The organism is Streptomyces sp. AgN23 (assembly GCF_001598115.1).
Taxonomy (GTDB): Bacteria; Actinomycetota; Actinomycetes; order Streptomycetales; family Streptomycetaceae; genus Streptomyces; species Streptomyces antimycoticus.
In genome coordinates this window covers 8,777,057-8,795,817 of sequence record NZ_CP007153.1, presented here as the reverse complement: position 1 = coordinate 8,795,817, position 18,761 = coordinate 8,777,057, and the positions used below count along the sequence as shown (strand labels likewise).

The following is an 18,761-nucleotide window of genomic DNA, read 5'->3' as shown; positions in this document are numbered from 1 at the left end:
GGTGGTGCGGGTGGGGGGTGGATGTGAGTGTCAGCCGGGGGCGGGTCCGGTGGACTCGCGGACGACCAGCCGCGGCCGGTCGTCGAGCACCGTCTCCTCGATGTCCTCGCCGCAGCGTGCCAGGAGCAGCCGGGCGGCGGCCGCGCCGACCCGCCGCACCTGCTGGTCGACCGTGGTCAGCCGGGGGTGCAGCCAGCGGCCGAGCGTCAGGTTGTCGTAGCCGACGACGGACAGATCGTCGGGGACGCGCAGCCCGCCGCGCTGGGCGGCGCCGATGCCGCACATGGCCATGGAGTCGTTGGCGTAGACGATCGCCGTGGCGCGGTCGGCGGGCTCCAGCAGGGCCTGGGTGGCGGCGACGGCGGACACTTCGGTGAAGTCGGTGTGCAGGACCGCGTAGGGCCGCAGGCCCGCTTGTTTGAGGGCCGTCTCGAAGACACCGCCGCGCAGCCGGGTGTGCCGCAGGTCGGCGGGGCCGGCCACATAGGCGATGCGCCGGTGTCCGAGGTCGAGCAGATGGCGGACGACCTCCTCGACGGCGGCGTCCTGGTGGCCGAGGCCGACACGCGGCACGGCGGCGGCGCGGTCGGGGGGACCGAGCAGCACGGCGGGCAGCCCGAGGCGGGCCAGCAGGGCGGGGCGCGGGTCGTCCGCGCGGGCGTCGGTCAGGACGGCCCCGTCGACCCGGCCTTCTGCCGCCAGCCGCTTGTAGAGGGCGTTCTCCTCCTGGGCGCCCGCGACCAGGTGCAGCAGCAGACCGTAGCCGCGGGGCGCCAGTTCGCCCTCGATGCCGGTGATCAGCTCGCTGAAGTGCGGGTCCGCGCCGAGCACATCGGTGGGGCGCCGGACGACGAGGGCGAGGGTGCGGGTGCGGGCGCTGCGCAGGGCGGCGGCGGACGCGCTCGGCGACCAGCCGAGCTCCAGCGCGGTGTCCAGGATGCGCGCCCGGGTCGCCTCCGACAGCCGGCCCTTGTCGTTGAACGCCTGGGACACGGCCGCGGTCGACACCCCGGCGGCGGCCGCCACCTGCTTGATGGTGGGGCGCCGTCCCTGCTTCACCGTGGGCGTGTTCACGCCTTGACCGCCCCGTTGATGAGCGCCTCCTGCATGCGCTTCTGGAGCACCGTGTAGACGACCCAGACGGGGACCAGGGTCAGTACGGTGCCGGCGGTGAGGACGCCGTAGTCGGTGCCGGTGATGGCCTTCAGGGTGGGCAGGGCCACCTGCACGGTGCGCTGTTCGGGGTCGGGGCCGATGATGATCAGCGAGTACAGGTACTCGTTCCAGAAGGTGAGGAAGTTCAGCAGGAGCACGGTCGCGATGCCGGGCAGGCACATCGGTATGTAGATGTGCCGCAGCACCGTGTAGGTGGACGCCCCGTCCATCCGGGCGGCCTCCTCCATCTCCCTGGGGATGGTCCGCATGAACTGCACCAGGATCACCACCGACAGCGGCATCGCCGTCGCGGGCAGGAAGAAGACCATGAACAGCCGGGTGTGGAACAGCCCGGTGGCGGCGGCGAGCAGGAAGGTGGGGAAGAGCGCCGCGAACGTGGGGATCAGGAAGCCCAGCGAGAAGATCTTCTCCATCGCCGAGGCGAGCCGGCTGGTCGAGCGGGCGAGCGCGAACGCCGCGGGCAGCGCCAGCAGCAGGGTCAGCGCCAGCGCGAGGACCGTCACCAGCGCCGAGTTGACGACGGCCGTCCCCAGGTCGGCGCTGTCGTAGGCGGTGCGGAAGTTGCCGAAGCCGAAGGACGAGGGCAGTGCGAAGGGGTGGGCGAAGATCTCCTCGTTGCTTTTGAACGCGGAGGCGAGGAAGTAGTAGAGCGGCACGATCAGCAGCACCGCGTAGGTCCACACCAGGAGGTGTGCGGGCAGCCAGCGTTTGCCGAGTTTCATGGTGAACCGCCTTCGGGTCAGTAGTTCTGGCGGAACGCGCGGCGGATGGTGAGCAGCCCGACGAGTCCGGCCAGGAAGAGGATGACGCCGACGGTCTGGCTGTAGCCCAGGTCGGCCGCGATGAACGCCTTCTGGTAGACGAGGAAGGACAGCGTCGTGGACGAACTGCCGGGACCGCCCTGGGTGAGCAGCAGCACGTGCTGGGCCGAGCCGAAGAGGGTCCACAGGAACTGCAGCATGGTGACGACGCCGACATAGTCGCGGATCACGGGGAAGTGGATGCGCCACATGGTCCGCCAGTGCCCGGCCCCGTCGAGCTGCGCCGCCTCGCCGAGGTCGTCCGGGACACTGTCGAGCCTGGCGGCGAACAGGACGGCGGTGAAGCCGATCCCGCTCCACACGTCCAGGGCGATGAGACAGGCCAGCGCCGTCGAGGGCGAGGCGAGCCAGGCATCGGTGAGCGAACCGAGCCCCACCGACTGCAGCGCGCCGTTGGCCAGCCCGTCCGGGGACAGCGCCGCGTAGAACACCATCGCCTTGGCGGGGGTGGAGATCAGGCCGGGGATGAACAGCAGATAGCGGATGACGCGGTGCCCGGGCGGCTTCTGCGCCACGTAGTAGCCGAGCATGTACGCGCACACGATCATGATGGGCAGCGCCACCGCCAGCTGGACGGCGGTGTTGCGCACCGCGTCCCAGAAGATGGGGTCGTCGAGGACCGTGCGGACGTTGCCGAGACCGGCGAAGGACACCGGCTGGAGCATGCCCGGCCAGTGCAGGGCGGCGATCACGAAGATGGCGATCACCGGGCCGATCATGAAGACCGCGTACCAGACCAGCGCCGGGACGGCGAGGATCGTGCCGCCCTGCCGGGGCGTGCCGATACGGGCCGTGGTGGAAGGCGGAGCGGGCCGGCGGACCGCGGCCCCGCCCGGGGTCGGCGTCAACGTCGTCATGAGGTGGCTCCCGTGGAGTCGGGCTCGGGACATGAGTGAGCGGGCGGGCGGTTCACGCGGAGCGGTACGCGGTCTCGAGCACGGCGCGGACCTTCGCGGCGTTGGTGCCGCGGGTGAAGGACGTGCTGGTCGCGGTGATCAGCGGCTGGGCGGCGGCGGGCGGGACGTACACATCGGGCAGCAGCGCCTGGCTGACGGTCGAGCCCAGCCGCTGGGCCGCGGCGACCAGCGGGAAGTCCGTGCTGAGGGTGTCCGAGCGCAGCGCCATGTCGCGGCCGCTCTCCTTGATGAACCGGGAGACGGTGTCCGGCCGGTACATGAAGCGCAGGAACTTCTCGACGGCGTCGATCTTCTTGGTGCCGTTGGGGCTGATCCAGAACCCGATGAGGGTGTAGGTCCGCAGGATGGTGGGCTTGTCGTGGACGGCGCCGCCGGTCAGGGGCCATCCGCCGACCTCGGTGTGCCGGGCCACCGTGGGCGGCACCTTGGCGAGCGCCGACGACATGGCCGACTCGATCGCCGCCGCCCCCGTGTTGAACTGCGTGAACATCGTGTCCGCGATGAGGCCCTGCGCCTTGTCGGCGAAGACGCCCGCGTCGCGCAGGGTCACGAAGTACTCGATGCCCTCGCGGGCGCCCCTGCTGCCGAAGTCCCCCGTGGAATAGGCGTGCTTGGCCTCCTCCTCGGTGAGGAAGGTCTGGATGATCTGGGCGAGCAGCTTCTGCCCGGTCCAGTCGTTGCCGCCGACGGTCACGGGCGCGATCCCCTTGGCGCGCAGCTTGCGGGCCGCGGCGATCAGCTCATCGCCCGTGGTGGGTATCGCGTCGACGCCCGCGCGGTCCAGCAGAGCCCGGTTGAAGGCGATCGGCCAGTTGGTGGCGAAGTAGGGGAAGGCCCGCACCCGGCCCTTGGCATCGGTCCACTCGGCCAGCGCCTGCGGGAGCACACGGTCGCGCAGCCCCCAGTCGTCCAGGTAGCCCTTGACATCGACGGTGGCGCCGACGTCGGTCCATGCCAGCGTCTTGTCGTAGAGGTTGACCATGACGACGTCCGGCTCCTTGCGGGCCAGCCGCGAGGTCTCGTAGACCTGCGCGAGGTCGTCGCCGTTGATGAGGTTCTTGACCTTGAGTCCCGGATTTTCCTTGCGGAACCGGTCGAGGGCCGCGAGGTAGGTCGGCGATCCCGGCGCGCTGGTGCCCAGCTGGCTGTGCACGACGAGGGTATCGGGATCGGAGTCCGCTCCGGTCAGTGCGGAGCAGCCGGACAGGCCAGGCAGGACGGTCGCGGCGGCCAGGCCGGAACCGGTGGCGAGGAAGCCGCGCCGAGTCAGCGGTGAGTGCACTGCGGGGTCTCCAACCAGGCGGTTAACGAGTGGTTAATCGATCTACCTCGAGGGTGAGAGGAATGTAGGAGCCACTTCGCCTCTGGTCAAGCCCTTGCCGGGGCCGAAAAACACCGGCGCCGGAACGGCGCGTACGGAAAAGCGGAACGGCGCCCACCGGGAGGTCCCGATGGGCGCCGAAGCCGAGCTCCTTGTGATGGCGGCGGTGCGGCCCTCCGCGCGGGCGCTATTCCCAGGCCCGCCGTATCGGGGCGCCGGGGTCCGCCACCTGCGTCCATGCCTCGGCGATGCGCATGGTCGTCCGGCGCACGCCGTCGTACGGCGGCCAGCCGGGGTCGCCCGTCCTCGCGAACCGGATCCAGGTGGCGTGGAGGCGGGACGCGAGACCGGCGGGCGGCTCGGCCGGGCCGAGGAGCGCCTCGGGGCCATGGAGCCGCGGCAGATCGGTGCGGTCGAACACGAACGGCAGCTCCATGACATGCGTGGCGCCGAGCTGCCCGTCCAGGGCCCGCGACCGCCAGGCGAACTCATAGACGTGTGTCCGCGCCGAGGGGTGCTGGGCATGGGCTGCCGCGAGCCGCCGCGTTCCCGCGCCGAACAGGGCGTCCGTCATGATGGCGGCCCGCAGCTCCCCGGCGGACGCCCCGGGCCGTTCGCCGCGGTAGACGTCCACCAGCCGCTCCGGGGCGGGGTGGGAGCGTGCCGCCACGGCGTGGACGTCCTCCTCGGTCGAGGACGCCAGGTGGCCGAGCGGGGCCAGATAGAGGTTGCCCTCCTCGGCGTTGGTGCCGAGCAGCAGATCGATGCCCGCGCCGCGGCCGGCGGCCACGGCCTCGGCCGGCTGCTGGTCCAGGACGAGGCTGAACGAACTCAGGCCGATCAGCGGGTCGTAGTGCCCGTCGACGGTGAGATCGATGCCCGCGAGGTGGGGCATGGCCTCGACGAAGCGCTCGTCGGGGACCGACGCCAGCGCCTTGGCGGTCGGGGCGGTCCCCAGGATGCGGGCGAGTTCCCGGGTGACCCGGTCGGCCTGGGCGGGGGCGAACGCTCCCAGGCCGTTGCCGCTCTGGATGATCGCCCGCTGGAAGAGACCTTCGGCCCGTGGGTCGGCCACCACCGCGCCCACGATCGTGGCGCCCGCCGACTGCCCGAAGAGCGTCACCCGGGACCGGTCGCCGCCGAAGGCCGCGATGTTCTCCTCGACCCAGCGCAAGGCCGCGATCACATCGAGCAGACCCCGGTTGTCGGGGGCGTCGGGGAGGTGCAGGAAGCCGGGTACGCCGAGCCGGTAGTTGAGGGTGACCAGGACGACGCCGTCACGGGCGAAGCCGGTGCCGTCGTAGAGCGCCGACCGGGTGGACCCGGCCACGAATCCGCCGCCGTGCACGAACACCATCACGGGAAGGTCCTCGCGTGTGGTCTCGGGCGTCCAGACGTTCACCGCGAGGTAGTCCTCGCCGGGGACCCAGCCCTGCCCGAAGTACGGGGACATATCGAGGTCGCCGAACGCGTCGCGCTGGGGCTGCGGTGCCGTGGGGCCCTCGGCGGTGGCATCCCGGACACCGTCCCACGGCGGGTGGGGCATGGGCGGGGCGAACCGGGCGGCGCCCCGTGGCGGGGCGGCATAGGGGATGTGCCGGAAGACGGTGGCGTGCTCCTCCCGGCGGCCGCGGACGGCGCCTTGGGAAGTGGCCACGATGGGGGCGAAGGTGTTCGTCATGTGCGGGGTGTTTCCCTCTCTCGGTCTCGCTCCGGTCCGGATCACAGACGGTCCGGGGCCACAGACGGTCCGGATCACAGACGGTCCGGGGCCACAGACGGTCCGGGGTCACAGGCGCGCGAAGGCCGCCCATTCCTTGATGGCGAACCCGTCGCCGTCGCGCCGCACCTCCGCGGCGCCATGACCTCCCAGGTGTGCGGGGAAGACCAGGGTGTTCTCCTCGGCCGCCCGGCCGAGGAGCCGGCGGCGGGTGGCACGGGATTCGGCCGGGTTCTCGCAGAAGCAGCTGTTGGTGTCGGGATCCGCGATCTGCACCGGGCTGTGCAGCAGGTCCCCCACGAAGAGCGCGCGATCGCCTCGGGAATCGAGAGCGAGCACGGACGAGCCCGGGGTGTGTCCGGGGGCGGGTTCCAGTCGCAGATTGGCGTCGATGTCGAGACCGCCCTCCCACAGCAGCGCCTTGCCCGCTTGATGGACGGGGGCGACGGAATCCTCGAAGACATTCTGATTGCCCCGGCCGAGCAGCGACTTGTGCCCATTCTCCGGATTCCAGAACTCGAAGTCGCGCTCGGGGAGAATATAGGTGGCGTTCGGGAACGTCGGAACCCACTGGCGGCCGTCCAGGCGGGTGTTCCAGCCCACGTGGTCGACGTGCAGATGTGTGTTGATCACGATGTCGACGTCCTCCGGACGCACCCCGGCCCTGGCGAGATTCCCCAGGAAATCGGTGTTCAGATAGCTCCACACCGGCGCGTAGGGCCGGTGCTTGTGGTTGCCCACACCGGTGTCGACCAGAATGGTCTTGCCCTCACTGCGCAGGACCCAGGTCTGAATCGCGGACCGCACATTGTCGGTGTCGGGGTCGTAGAAGTCCGGGACCAGCCAGGACGCATTGTCCTCCCAGACCTCCGCCGGGCTTTCCGGGAAGAATGCCCGGGGGGTCAGGTCGACCGGGCCGTAGTATTCCTCGACGCGTGTGATGGTGACATCGCCCAGCGTTATCTGCTGCATGGATATTCGCCTCGTGGGTCAGAAAGTCGATTGGCAGCAGAATCCTCGCCGGAGCGGCCCGGGGACGGTATCCGTCACCTGACTGCACCCGCTCTCCGACGACGGCCACGTGACCGGTAACACGTCACCACCGCTCCGAAAATTTTTTGGAGACCGGACCGGAAAGATCCTCTTTACGGGCGACAGCGGCACGTACACGCCGAAGACCAGCAGCTCAAGGGCGGAGAGACAGAGGAATCAGCGAGCGCTTCTACCGGAAGGGTTCCGGAAGGAAGCGTTGACGTTACGTCAGTCCCGCAGCATACTCCGCAACGATCGTTGCCCATCGGCACACCACTGCCACCCGCTCGGCCTTCGAAGAAGGGACAGCAATGGTCATCAATTCCCGTCAGGAACTCAGAGATCGGCACCCTCGGTTACGCGCCCGAAGGGCGTTCAGCCTCGGTGTCGTCGGCTTCCTCACCGCGGCCAGTGTTCTGGCCCTGTCCGGTCCCGCCAGCGCCGCGAGCACCCTCGGCGGCGCGGCGGCCGCCAAGGGCCGGTACTTCGGTGCCGCCGTTGCCGCGGGCCACCTCGGCGAATCCCCGTACGCCGCCACGCTGGACACCGAGTTCAACGCCGTCACCCCCGAGAACGAGATGAAATGGGACGCGGTCGAGGGGTCCCGGAACTCGTTCACCTTCGGCTCCGCCGACCAGATCGTCGGCCATGCGCAGGGCAAGGGCATGAAGATCCGCGGCCACACGCTGGTCTGGCACTCCCAACTGCCCGGCTGGGTGGGCGGATTGAGCGCCACCGAACTGCGCTCGGCCATGAACAACCACATCACCAAGGTGATGCAGCACTACCAGGGCAAGATCTACGCCTGGGACGTGGTCAACGAGGCGTTCCAGGACGGCAACAGCGGCGCGCGGCGCAGTTCGCCGTTCCAGGACAAGCTCGGCGACGGCTTCATCGAGGAGGCGTTCCGCACCGCGCGTGCGGCCGACCCCAACGCCAAACTCTGCTACAACGACTACAACACCGACGGTCAGAACGCGAAGAGCAACGCGGTCTACAACATGGTGAAGGACTTCAAGGCCCGCGGTGTGCCGATCGACTGCGTCGGCTTCCAGTCGCACTTCAACGGCCAGTCCCCGGTCCCCGGTGACTACCAGCAGAATCTCCAGCGCTTCGCCGACCTCGGCGTCGATGTGCAGATCACCGAGCTGGACATCGAGGGCTCCGGCACGGCCCAGGCCGACAGCTACCGCCGCGTCACACAGGCGTGCCTGGCCGTGTCCCGCTGCACCGGAATCACCGTATGGGGCATCCCCGACAAGTACTCATGGCGCGCCAGCGGCACGCCGCTGCTGTTCGACGACAACTACGGCAAGAAGCCCGCGTACAACGCGGTGCTCGCCGCGCTGGGCGGCAGCAGCGATGGTGGCGGCGATGGCGACCGGACGTGCACCGTGTCGTACGCCGAGACGCAACGGTGGGGCGACCGTTTCAACGGTCAGGTGACGGTGCGGGCCGGAAGCTCCGCCATCAGCGGCTGGACGGTGACGGTGACCGTGCGTTCCGCGCAGAGCATCGCCACCACGTGGAACGGCAGCCCCAGCTGGGACAGCAGCGGCAAGGTCATGACGATGCGTCCCAATGGCAATGGCAACCTGGGTGCCGGAGCCACGGCCAGCTTCGGCTTCACGGTCATGGCGAACGGGGACTGGTCGGCCCCCACCATCGGTTCGTGCACCGCCTCCTAGCCGACGGGCAGTAGCAACCTCATGCACGACGGCGCCCCCGTGTTCGCCACCGTGGTGGGCGGTGCGCGGCGGGGGCGCCGGCCAGATAGGCGGCCACCAGGCCCCGCCGTACGGACTCGGCCCGCCGAAGCGCAGGCCCGCCTCGATGACCACCTCATGGCCGGTGATCACGGCGTCGGTGACGGCGCTGCCCGGCAGCCCTTCGCGGTCGGCCACGGCCAGGGCGGCCGGGATCACCACGGCGGCCGGGACGACTGCCGCGGCGGGATGCGGGGCGTCGTACTCATCGGCGTGGGCCGGCACCGATTCCAAGAGCACCGCCGTGCGCGGGGAGTCCCGGCCACGGCGGGCGTGCACAGCTCCCCGGTCTCGCCGGTCCGCGCCGTGAACCGGGCCTCCAGGACGCTCACCGGCCGGCTTCCGGCCGCAGGGCGGGCAGCACCTCGGAGCCGACGCTCTCGATCAGCTCGGTGGGCGGATCGTAGGAGCCGACGTGCTGGAGGAACACATCGGTCACCCCGTCGGCGTGCAGCGCGGTGAGCCGTTCGGCGATCTCCTGGGCGGTTCCGAACAGGCAGAACTCCTGGGCGAAACGGAGCACCGCCGCATCGCTCACCCAGGCCGAGCAGATCTCGACGGCCGCGTCCCAGTCCTCGGCGTGGACGAGGTCCGGGTAGACCCCCTCCACCCGTGCGGGTACGTCCAGTTCGATCCCGGCCAGGGCGAGGAAGGGCGCTCCGCCGTTCTGGGCGATCGAGGCGCAGATCGGCTTGAGCAGCCGGGCTTCGGCCTCGATGTCGTCGGTCACCGCGCAGAACGCCGAGACCGTCAGCGGGACGGCCGCCGCGGTGCGGCCCGCGGCCTCGGCACCCTCCCGCACCCGGGCGGTGGCACTGGCGAGGGTGTTCCGCGAGACGCCACTGAGCAGGATGACACCGTCGGCGATCTCCCCGGCGAGCCGCAGATTGCGGGGGCCGCTGGCGGCCATGTGGATCGGCACGTTCGGATCCGGATCCCGCAGCCGGGACCGTACGCCGTTGAAGTCCCACTCCTCCCCCGCGAACAGTGCCCGCAGCGTGGCGAGCCCGTCGCGCAGCTCCGCCCCGGTGCTCTGGCGCATGCCGATGGGGCCGACCGAGCTGTTGCCCACGCCGAGGCCGAGGGTGAACCGGCCGGGGGCCAGTTCGGCGACGCTGCGCGCGGCCGAGGCGACGACGGCCGGGTGCCGGGTGGCGAGGTTGGTGACCGCGCTGCCCAGGCCGATGCGCTCGGTGCCCAGCGCGGCCGCGGTCAGGACCGTGAACACGTCCCGCCACAGCAGCTGGGAGTCGGGGAACCACACCTGGTCGAAGCCCAGTTCCTCCGCTCGCCGGGCGATTGTGGCCAGCCGGTCCACCCGGTCGCACGGCGGTATGCGGACGCCGACGCGTATCCCGCTCACGGTCTCCTCCTGACGGCTCGACTTGGTGTTCGTACTATGTACGGTATGACATACGACAGCTGACAGCACCCCCGGCGGATAGGGAGTCCATGGCGGATAGGGAGAGAAGACAGCTCAGCCCCGGGCCGAAGGGCCCGGGGCCGGGGAAACCAGGCAGCGCGTCTCAGTCGCCGGTCTGCCGCAGGACGCCCTCGATGAGGCAGTCGAGCCCGAAGAGGAACTGTTCATCGCTGGGCAGTGTGGTCATGTCCTCGGCCAGCTCCACCATGTGGGGGAAGTCCGCACGCGGCAGGGCTCCGTAGAAGTGCCTGCGCCGGCGCCGCAGTTCCTCGGCCTCGGGATGGTCCGCCTTCCCCCACGGGCGGGGGGCCTGGTAGCTGGCGAATCCCAAGCTGTACTGCACGATCAGGCCGTAGACCCGCACCGCGTCCCGGTCCGCGAACCCCGCCTCGCGCAGCCTCCCGATGACCGCCTCGAACGCGCCCCGCATGGACTGCGGACCGGTGCTCACCCGCGTGGCGAAGAGCCGCACGATGCTGGGGTGCTCCCGCATCATGTCGAGGAAGGCCAGCGCCAGGGCCCGCACGACCGCCTCGGGCGAGGTCTCCTCGGCGGTGGGCAGCCGGAAGTTCCCCATGACGTGGTCGGCGATTCCGTCGAGGATCTCCTCCTTGCCGCGGAAGTAGCCGTAGAGCGTCATGGCGCCCACGCCGAGGTCCGAGGCGAGCCGACGGATGGTCAGCACCTCGATGTCTTCCTCGTCGCAGATTCGGGTGGCCACCTCGATGATGCGCTCAGCAGTGAGCGCCCTCGCACGCGACCGCGGACCCGCCACCTGGACTCTCCTCTTCGCACACCACCGGAAACCGGCGACGCGCGCGGCGCCGCCGTACCGCATACCGTACAGCCGCCCCCGGGCGTTCTCCCCTCGGGCGAACCGCCGGTCCGGCGGAGGTGGGACGTGGTCGGGACGAGGTGGCCGGAGCCGATCCGGCGGTCAGGGGGCGGTGTTCGCGCGGGCGGCCAGGTCGAGGGCGATGTCCGTGATCATGTCCTCCTGGCCGCCGACCATCTTGCGGCGGCCGACCTCGACGAGGATCGCGCGGGTGTCCAGACCGTGGCGGACCGCGGCGGCCTCCGCGTGGCGCAGGAAGCTGGAGTACACGCCCGCGTAGCCGAGGGTGAGGGTCTCCCGGTCGACCCGGACCTCGCGGTCCTGCAAGGGCCGGACGACATCGTCGGCGGCGTCCATGAGCGGGAACAGGTCGCAGCCGTGCTTCCAGCCCATCAGGTCGGCGACGGCGATGAACGCCTCCAGCGGGCAGTTGCCCGCCCCCGCGCCCTGGCCCGCGAGGGAGGCGTCCACGCGCGTGACGCCGTTCTCGACGGCGACCACGGTGTTGGCCACGCCGAGGGCGAGGTTGTGGTGGGCGTGGATGCCGAGTTCGGTGTCCGGGTCGAGCACCTCGCGGTAGGCGCGGAAGCGGTCGCGGACACCGTCCATGGTCAGCCGGCCGCCGGAGTCGGTGACGTAGACGCAATGAGCGCCGTAGGACTCCATCAGCTTGGCCTGGCGGGCGAGTTCGGCCGGTTCGGCCATATGCGACATCATCAGGAACCCGGCCACGTCCATACCCATCTCGCGGGCGGCGGAGATGTGCTGGGCGGAGATGTCGGCCTCGGTGCAGTGGGTGGCGACGCGCACGGAGCGGATGCCGAGGGCGTGGGCCCGCTTCAGGTCGTGCAGGGTGCCGATGCCCGGCAGCAGCAGCGTGGTGGGAATCGCCTGGCCGGTGGCCCCGACGACGGCCTCGATCCAGTCCCAGTCGGTGTGTGCGCCGATGCCGTAGGTGACGCTGGAGCCGGACAGGCCGTCGCCGTGGGCGATCTCGATCGCGGCCACCCCGGCGGCGTCCAGGGCGGCGGCGATGGTGCTCGCCTGATCGACGGTGTAGCGGTGGCGGACGGCGTGCATGCCGTCCCGCAGGGTCACGTCCTGGATGTACAGGGCGGGCGGGGCCGACGGGGTGGGGGCGGTTGTGCCGGCGTCGGTCGTGGTCATCGTGCGGCCTCCTCGCCGGAGCGGTGTGCGGCCAGGCGCTCCGCGGTGCGCAGCGCGGCCGAGGTCATGATGTCGAGGTTTCCGGCGTAGGCCGGGAGGTAGTGGGCGGCGCCCTCGACCTCGAGGAAGACCGAGACCTTCACCGCGTCGGTGTGCGCGGCCTCGGCGGGCAGCAGCGAGCGCAGCGGGTCGTCGGAGCTCACCTGGTCGAACTGCACCTTCTGCTTGAGGCGGTATCCGGGTACATACGCCTGGACCCGGCCGACCATCTCCTCGACGGAGGCGGTGACCTCCTCGGTGCCGCAGCCGGAGACCAGGCAGTGCACGGTGTCCCGCATGATCAGCGGCGGCTCGGCCGGGTTGAGGACGATGATGGCCTTGCCGCGGGCGGCGCCGCCCACGCGCTCGATGGCCAAGGCGGTGGTCTCGGTGAACTCGTCGATGTTCGCCCGGGTGCCGGGGCCCGCGGAGCGGGAGGAGATGGACGCGACGATCTCCCCGTAGTGGACGGGGGTGACCGCGCCCACCGCGGCGACGATCGGGATCGTGGCCTGGCCGCCACAGGTGACCATGTTGACGTTCGGCGCGCCGAGGTGGGCGTCGCCGTTGACCGGGGGCACCACATACGGGCCGATGGCCGCGGGGGTGAGGTCGACGAGAGTGCGGCCGAGGGGGCGCAGCACCTCCTCGTGGCGCTTGTGGGCACCGGCGGAGGTCGCGTCGAAGGCGAGGTCCACGTCCGCGAACTCGTCCAGCTTCACCAGCCCGTCCACGCCCTCGTGGGTGGTGGCCACCTTCAGGCGGCGGGCACGGGCCAGCCCGTCGGAGTCGGGGTCGATGCCGGCCATCGCGGCGATCTCCAGGGTGTCGGAGAGCCGCAACACCTTGATCAGGAGGTCGGTGCCGATGTTGCCGGACCCGATGATCGCCACCTTGGTGCGGGTGTTCGTCTCGCTGCTCACCGGTTGTCTCCTTCCGCGGCGAACCCGACCCCTACGGCGCCCAGGTTCGAGATACGGGCCTGGAACACATCGCCCGGGGCCGCGGGGACCATCGGCCCCAGGGCTCCGGTCAGGACGAGGTCGCCCGCCCGCAGCGGGTCGCCCCGCTCGGCGAGGGCCGAGGCCAGCCAGACGGCCGCGTTGAGGGGGCCGCCGAGGCAGTCGGCGCCGGTCCCCTCGGAGACCATCTCGCCGTTGCGGGTCATGCTCATCTGCACGGAGCGCAGGTTGACCCCGGTCAGCGGCACCGGGAAGGCGCCGAGGACGTACATCCCGCAGGAGGCGTTGTCGGCGACGGTGTCGACGATGGAGATGTCCCAGTCCCGCACTCGGCTGTCGACGATCTCCAGCGCGGGGAGTGCGAAGTCGGTGGCGCGCAGCAGGTCGACGACGGTGCAGCGGGCGTGTGGCAGGTCGCTGCCGAGCACGAGCGCCACCTCGGCCTCCACCTTGGGCTGGAGCAGCCGCCCGGCGGCCACCTCACCCCCCTCCGGGACGGCCATGTCCGCAAACAGCGCGCCGAAGTCCGGCTGGTCCACGCCGAGTTGGCGCTGCACGGCCAGGGACGTCAAACCGATCTTCCGGCCGACGATCCGGCGGCCGGTGGCCTGCTCGCGTTGCAGGTTCAGCCGCTGCACCGCGTAGGCGGCCTCGATGTCGCCGTCGTCCAGGAGCGTGCGCACCGGCGGGCAGGCGGTCCCGCCGCGGGCGGCCTCCGCCAGCGCGTCGGCGGCCTTGACCACGGCCCCGGGGAAGGCGTCCGTCGGGACGCGGTCGGGCACATTCGGCACGGGCTACCTCCTGAGGTGGAACGTGGGTGCCGGGCCCCCGGCGCTCCCCATGTGGCCTCCGGTATAGACGCGCGGGCCGCCACGAGCCAACTTTTGTTCCGTTACGCGGAACGCGGCGGATAGCGGCTTGCCGGACGAGGCGGCGCTGACCCTGCCCTGCACCCCTCCGGGCAGAAGGACGTACCGCCTCACGGAACTCTCCGGGCGAACGGCCTGCCTGCGCCGCACCGCTCTTGACGCCGCCCAAGCACTTCCGTACAAAGTACGACCAGGATCGCGGGCTCGCCAACCTGCCACATCGGGAGAGTGCACATGCTGACCGCCCACTACACCTCCAGCCGCTTCGGCCAGCTCCACTACGTCGAGTGCGGTGAGGGCGAGCCGGTGCTGCTGCTCCACCAGACCCCGCGGTCATGGACCGAGTACCGCGATGTGCTTCCGCTGGTCGGCGCCACCCACCGAGCGATCGCGATGGACACCGTCGGCTACGGGGCCTCGGCGAAGCCCGCGGACGATCAGAGCATCGAGATGTTCGCGGACGGGGTCGGGGACCTGGTGGCCGGGCTGGGGCTGGAGTCGTTCCACCTGGTCGGCCACCACACCGGCGGCGTGATCGCGGTGGAGGTGGCGGCGCGCCTGGGCTCCCGAGTGCGGAGCCTGGTGCTCTCGGCGACCCCGTTCATCACCCCGGAGAAACGCGCCCGGGCGGCGTGGAAGCGCCCGGTCGACTGGGTGCAGCCGAAACCGGACGGCTCCCACCTCATGGAACTGTGGAACCGGCGGAGGCATTTCTACGCGCCGGGACAGGAGGCCGCGCTCAACCGGTTCATGGCCGACGCCGTGCGGGTGCTGGACCGGGCGGAGGACGGCCACATCGCCGTTCGGCTGTTCGCGATGGGCGAGCGGCTGCCGCGGATCACCGCCCCGGCCACGGTCATCTGTGGGCAGGACGACGATCCGTCGATGCCGAGCTTCGAGCCCATGGTGAACGCCCTGTCCGCCACCGGGCACACCGTGCCCGGAGCCGGGGTGCCGTTCCCCGAACAGCGGCCGGAGGAGTTCGCCCGGCTGGTGCTGGAAGCCGTCGCAGCCGCCGGGGCGGCGGACCGCTGACGACGGCGTGGTGTCAGGGGGCGGGGAACAGCGAGCGATAGAAGGGCGTCTCCCGAAACCCGTCCCCATGGTGCGTGGATCCCCAGCTCAGGGGCACCGCCGGACCACTGGCCCGGTGCAGCTGGCCGACGAGCGCGTAGTCGGGGTGGACGCCGTCGTCGCTCATCGTCGTGGTGAACTCGAACTCGAACCGGTCGCCCGGCCGTACCGGCAGACCCTCCTCCGACAGCGGGGCGTACACCGGGGTCCAATTGCTCGACTGGACCAGCGAGTCGAGCGGCTCGTCGTCCTCGGACACCCACAGGCGCACGCCGAGCGCGAGCCCGGAGAAGCGGCCCGCTCGGGTGAAGGTCAGCTCGACGGCGTCGACGCCCTCCGGCTGCAAGTCGCCGTTGTACTCCAGCGGCTCCACCTCGACGGCATCGGACAGATACGACCGCTGCCGCACCCTCGGGTTGTCCTGCAGCCCTTCGAGAACCACCCGCAGATCGAAGGGGCGCCCCACCGACGCGAACACCTCTTCCACGTAACGGAAGACGAGGGGCGGAAAACCGGGGAGCGTGCCGAGGTTCGCGCTGTTCAGGTCCAGAGCGACGGCGGTGGTGGCACTGCGGTGCGGGATGAACACCCCGCCGGGCTTCACCAGGCGCTCCCGGGCATCCCGCAGGACGGACCCGGCCCCTTCCGAGCCGGCGAGCGTGCCGATGATCTCGGAGACGCACATATCGACGGGCTCGGGTAGCTCGATCTCGGTGGACAGCCCCTCCACCACCGTGATCCGGTCGGCGAAACCCGCCTTCTCGATGTTCTTCCGGGCGATCCGCGCGGACTCGGGGATGACCTCCACGGCCCATACGTGTCGCGCTCCGGCGCGGGCGGCGGCCAGCGCCCACACCGCGTCCTGCCCCGTGCCGATGTCGAGCACCGTGCGGCCGGGGGCGTAGCGCCGGACGGCTTCGGTGTATGCGCTCATCCGACGCTTGTCGTTGATCATCGCCTCGTACGCGACGTCGTCGTACACCGGATACTCGCCGATCGAGGCGAACAGCCACACCGGGCTCGACTCCAATTCGCACGCCCGCACCGGCACCTTGCCGCCCGGTGCGGCCAACTCTGCCCGGAAGGAACGCGGCATCTTCAGACCTTTCCCTGGAGTGACTCTTCGCGACCAGCATGCCAGGTAGGCAAACCTGGAATTCCCTAGCAATTGAACTCACCGCGGACGAACAAAGTCCGAATATAGCCCGGTTAAAGCAATGTAAAAGTCAGGGAAGCGAGGCGCCGGACGTCCGATATCGCCGCCGCCAGGCCACGCCGCACCCGTGCGCCGACAACGGCCACCGAGGGGCCCTGTGCCGCCACGAAGCGGCTTCATCGAACAGACGTGCCACGATAATTGGCATGTCCGCGATCAGCGAAAGGTTGCTCGCGAAGGTAAAGTCGGCTTGATTTCGCGGATGGAGCCCTGAATCCGGCACCGGACCGTCCGAAAGTCATCGGAACTCATACGCAAACTGGTTATCCGTAGTAATTGGCGAGACAGGCACTCATGCCCAATCGTTGAAATAGCGACTTCACGCGATGCCCGCCGATGCCCGCGATGCCCGTGATCAGCGCGGGACGCGTCGTACGGCCGTTCCGCCCGCAACGGATCAGACGCCGTTCATCTGACCGCCCCTGCGCGGTCACGGACCTTGACCACAGTGCCGTCCGGGGTCACCGGTTCTTCACATGACGCGCGGGAGTGTCAATGAACGCAGCAGGGCACAACCAGCTGGGCAGACGGACGCTGTTGCGGGCCACCGCCGTGATCCCGGCCGCGGGCACGGCCGCCGTCGTATCGGGTACGACACCCGGTCACGCGGCCACCGCGAAGGCCGGCGGCCACCGGTACGACCCCGAGTCGCCGCGGTTCAGCCTCGCGGTGCTGCCGGATACGCAGTACCTCTTCGACGCCGACAGCTCCGACCCGGAGCCGCTCCGGGCGACCTTCCGCTACCTGGTGTCCCAGCGCGAGGACGCCAACATCGCCTTCATGACGCACCTGGGCGATGTCACGGAACACGGCTCGCGGGAGGAAATCACGCTGGCCGCGTCCACGTTCGGGACCATCCACGGCAAGGTTCCCTACAGCGTCCTGGCCGGCAACCACGATATCGACTCCGGCACCGACGACCAGCGCGGCGACAGCGCCTATCTCGACGCCTTCGGTCCGCGGCGGTTCTCCGCCATGCCCACCTTCGGCGGCGCCTCGCCCGACGGCTACAACAGCTACCACGTCCTGCCCGCGGGCGGGCGGGAGTGGCTGGTCCTCGCGCTCGACTGGCGGATCTCCGACTCAGGGCTGCGATGGGCGCACAAGGTGCTCGACGCGCACCCCACTCTGCCCGCCGTCCTCACCACCCACGACCTGGCCTGGGCCGACGACGAGGGCAGCGCTCAGCTCTCGGACAACGGCCGGCGGCTGTGGGACGGCCTCATCCGCGGCAACGACCAGATCTTCCTCGCCCTGGGCGGGCACTACTGGCCCCCCGGGCGCACCGTCCTGACCAACGACGCAGGCAACGACGTCCATATCCACATCACCAACTACCAGGACCGGTACTACGGCGGCGCCGGGATGATCCGCCTCTACGCCTTCGACCTGGTCCGCGATGTGATCGACGTGGAGACGTTCTCGCCCTGGTTCCTCGGCCGCGACCCGGAGAAGAGAACACCTCTGGAGGCGGAGACCATCGAACTGACCGGTCCCGTCGACCGGTTCAGCCTGAGCATCGACTTCGAACGCCGCTTCTCCTCCTTCGCCCCGGTCGTACCGCGCAAGCCGCGCCCGGCCTCCGCGGTGATGCCGCGCGGCACCCTCGCGTACTGGCGCTTCGACGCCTCGGGCACCGCCTCTCGCGCGGGCGCGGACGGACCGGTCGGCACGGAAACGGTGGTCCGCGACCTGTCCGGCCACGGCAACGACCTCCGGGTGACACGTCTGCACGACAGCGAGCCCGAGATCCTGACGTGGTCCGGCGAGCACCACGGCGACCAGCCCGCCCATGCCAGCCTGCGTTTCGACGGCGGCAAGGGACCGGACCGCGGCGCGGTCCTGACCACCTCCGCCACCGCGCCGCTGAACTCCGAGAAGTTCACCGGTGGTTACACCATCGAGACGTATCTCAAGCTCCCGGACCCCTTCGAGGGCGACCATGCCTGGATGGGCATCCTCAGTTGGGAGGGGCGCAACGGCGACGCCGGAAAGACCACCGGCTGGTCGCCCGACGAGCCGACGTGCAGCCTCAATGTGACCCCCGAGCGCTTCCTGCAGTTCGTGGTCTATCCGCAGGTGCAGGACGCCGATCCGACCTCCTGGAGCCACGCCCTGCCGGTGGGCCGGTGGACCCACATCGCCGTCGTCAACGACGGCCATCACACCGTGGTGTACGTCGACGGCTCGAAGATCGCACGCAATCCCACCCAGCCGTCGACGGGGATCGCCACTCTCGGCAAGCCCTTCGTGATCGGTGGCACCCAGTTCGAGGAGAAGTTCGGCCAGGGCTTCTACGGCTGGATCGGCGACACCCGCATCGTCAAACGAGCCCTGGCGCCGAAGGACTTCATGACCGCCCTCGCCTAGTGTCCTCCGGATCAAAGCGGGTAGGTGGCGTTCGTTCCGCCCGATCAACGCCG

The 18,761-nt window shown here is 70.3% G+C and carries 15 protein-coding genes and 1 pseudogene; 3 read left to right on the top strand and 13 right to left on the bottom strand.

Annotation, left to right across the window (positions count from 1 at the left end):
* Nucleotides 1–30: 30 nt before the first annotated feature.
* The 6 genes from AS97_RS38105 to AS97_RS38080 all read right to left on the bottom strand — a co-directional run bounded on the left by AS97_RS38105 (nt 31) and on the right by AS97_RS38080 (nt 6,927).
* Nucleotides 31–1,074, bottom strand: a complete 1,044-nt coding sequence (locus AS97_RS38105) for a LacI family DNA-binding transcriptional regulator (RefSeq protein ID WP_059143336.1) — start codon at nt 1,072–1,074, stop codon at nt 31–33.
* A complete protein-coding gene (locus AS97_RS38100) occupies nt 1,071–1,898 on the bottom strand; it encodes a carbohydrate ABC transporter permease (protein WP_014056431.1) in 828 nt (275 codons plus the stop codon). Before AS97_RS38100 ends, AS97_RS38105 begins: the two co-directional genes overlap by 4 nt.
* 17 nt (nt 1,899–1,915) lie before the next feature.
* Nucleotides 1,916–2,854 (bottom strand): sugar ABC transporter permease, encoded by a 939-nt coding sequence (locus AS97_RS38095; protein ID WP_059143337.1) that lies wholly within the window; start codon nt 2,852–2,854, stop codon nt 1,916–1,918.
* 52 nt (nt 2,855–2,906) lie between these two features.
* Entirely contained in the window at nt 2,907–4,196 is a 1,290-nt protein-coding gene (locus AS97_RS38090; protein WP_210566490.1) for an ABC transporter substrate-binding protein, read from the bottom strand.
* A gap of 226 nt (nt 4,197–4,422) precedes the next feature.
* Nucleotides 4,423–5,916: a carboxylesterase family protein gene (locus AS97_RS38085; protein ID WP_210566489.1), complete on the bottom strand. Its 1,494-nt coding sequence runs from the start codon at nt 5,914–5,916 to the stop codon at nt 4,423–4,425.
* A 108-nt stretch (nt 5,917–6,024) separates the two neighbouring features.
* Nucleotides 6,025–6,927 carry an MBL fold metallo-hydrolase gene (locus AS97_RS38080; RefSeq protein WP_125761520.1) on the bottom strand — a complete coding sequence of 301 codons (903 nt, stop codon included), beginning with the start codon at nt 6,925–6,927 and terminating at the stop codon, nt 6,025–6,027.
* Between the two features lie 371 nt (nt 6,928–7,298).
* Between AS97_RS38080 and AS97_RS38075 the strand changes: the two genes are divergently transcribed.
* Nucleotides 7,299–8,675, top strand: a complete 1,377-nt coding sequence (locus AS97_RS38075) for an endo-1,4-beta-xylanase (RefSeq protein WP_059143341.1) — start codon at nt 7,299–7,301, stop codon at nt 8,673–8,675.
* 150 nt (nt 8,676–8,825) lie between these two features.
* Here the strand turns inward: AS97_RS38075 and AS97_RS47900 are convergent.
* The 6 genes and pseudogenes from AS97_RS47900 to AS97_RS38045 all read right to left on the bottom strand — a co-directional run.
* Nucleotides 8,826–8,993: pseudogene (locus AS97_RS47900) on the bottom strand (MmgE/PrpD family protein); the annotation flags it as partial.
* A gap of 88 nt (nt 8,994–9,081) precedes the next feature.
* Complete coding sequence (locus AS97_RS38065) at nt 9,082–10,107, bottom strand: LLM class flavin-dependent oxidoreductase (protein ID WP_210567373.1); 1,026 nt, start codon at nt 10,105–10,107, stop codon at nt 9,082–9,084.
* Between the two features lie 172 nt (nt 10,108–10,279).
* A complete protein-coding gene (locus AS97_RS38060) occupies nt 10,280–10,951 on the bottom strand; it encodes a TetR/AcrR family transcriptional regulator (RefSeq protein ID WP_059143342.1) in 672 nt (223 codons plus the stop codon).
* Between the two features lie 162 nt (nt 10,952–11,113).
* Nucleotides 11,114–12,178: a 4-hydroxy-2-oxovalerate aldolase gene (gene dmpG, locus AS97_RS38055; protein ID WP_210566488.1), complete on the bottom strand. Its 1,065-nt coding sequence runs from the start codon at nt 12,176–12,178 to the stop codon at nt 11,114–11,116.
* On the bottom strand, nt 12,175–13,140 hold the full coding sequence (locus AS97_RS38050; protein WP_210566487.1) for an acetaldehyde dehydrogenase (acetylating): 966 nt from the start codon (nt 13,138–13,140) through the stop codon (nt 12,175–12,177). The genes dmpG and AS97_RS38050 overlap by 4 nt, the downstream gene beginning before the upstream one ends.
* Nucleotides 13,137–13,970 carry a fumarylacetoacetate hydrolase family protein gene (locus AS97_RS38045; protein ID WP_210566486.1) on the bottom strand — a complete coding sequence of 278 codons (834 nt, stop codon included), beginning with the start codon at nt 13,968–13,970 and terminating at the stop codon, nt 13,137–13,139. Before AS97_RS38045 ends, AS97_RS38050 begins: the two co-directional genes overlap by 4 nt.
* 312 nt (nt 13,971–14,282) lie before the next feature.
* Between AS97_RS38045 and AS97_RS38040 the strand changes: the two genes are divergently transcribed.
* On the top strand, nt 14,283–15,083 hold the full coding sequence (locus AS97_RS38040; protein WP_210566485.1) for an alpha/beta hydrolase: 801 nt from the start codon (nt 14,283–14,285) through the stop codon (nt 15,081–15,083).
* A 13-nt stretch (nt 15,084–15,096) separates the two neighbouring features.
* On the opposite strand, the gene AS97_RS38035 is transcribed toward AS97_RS38040, so the two are convergent.
* Nucleotides 15,097–16,218 carry a 50S ribosomal protein L11 methyltransferase gene (locus AS97_RS38035; protein WP_059143346.1) on the bottom strand — a complete coding sequence of 374 codons (1,122 nt, stop codon included), beginning with the start codon at nt 16,216–16,218 and terminating at the stop codon, nt 15,097–15,099.
* Nucleotides 16,219–16,833: 615 nt separating this feature from the next.
* Here AS97_RS38035 and AS97_RS38030 point away from each other — a divergent pair.
* Nucleotides 16,834–18,708, top strand: a complete 1,875-nt coding sequence (locus tag AS97_RS38030) for a LamG-like jellyroll fold domain-containing protein (protein WP_210566484.1) — start codon at nt 16,834–16,836, stop codon at nt 18,706–18,708.
* Nucleotides 18,709–18,761: the final 53 nt, after the last annotated feature.

Bases quoted from the DNA above. Each gene is read 5' to 3' on its own strand.
- AS97_RS38030 (WP_210566484.1), top strand. From the start codon at position 16,834: ATGAACGCAGCAGGGCACAACCAGCTGGGCAGACGGACGCTGTTGCGG.
- dmpG (WP_210566488.1), bottom strand. From the start codon at position 12,178: ATGACCACGACCGACGCCGGCACAACCGCCCCCACCCCGTCGGCCCCG.
- AS97_RS38095 (WP_059143337.1), bottom strand. From the start codon at position 2,854: ATGACGACGTTGACGCCGACCCCGGGCGGGGCCGCGGTCCGCCGGCCC.
- AS97_RS38080 (WP_125761520.1), bottom strand. From the start codon at position 6,927: ATGCAGCAGATAACGCTGGGCGATGTCACCATCACACGCGTCGAGGAA.
- AS97_RS38035 (WP_059143346.1), bottom strand. From the start codon at position 16,218: ATGCCGCGTTCCTTCCGGGCAGAGTTGGCCGCACCGGGCGGCAAGGTG.
- AS97_RS38100 (WP_014056431.1), bottom strand. From the start codon at position 1,898: ATGAAACTCGGCAAACGCTGGCTGCCCGCACACCTCCTGGTGTGGACC.
- AS97_RS38085 (WP_210566489.1), bottom strand. From the start codon at position 5,916: ATGACGAACACCTTCGCCCCCATCGTGGCCACTTCCCAAGGCGCCGTC.
- AS97_RS38075 (WP_059143341.1), top strand. From the start codon at position 7,299: ATGGTCATCAATTCCCGTCAGGAACTCAGAGATCGGCACCCTCGGTTA.
- AS97_RS38040 (WP_210566485.1), top strand. From the start codon at position 14,283: ATGCTGACCGCCCACTACACCTCCAGCCGCTTCGGCCAGCTCCACTAC.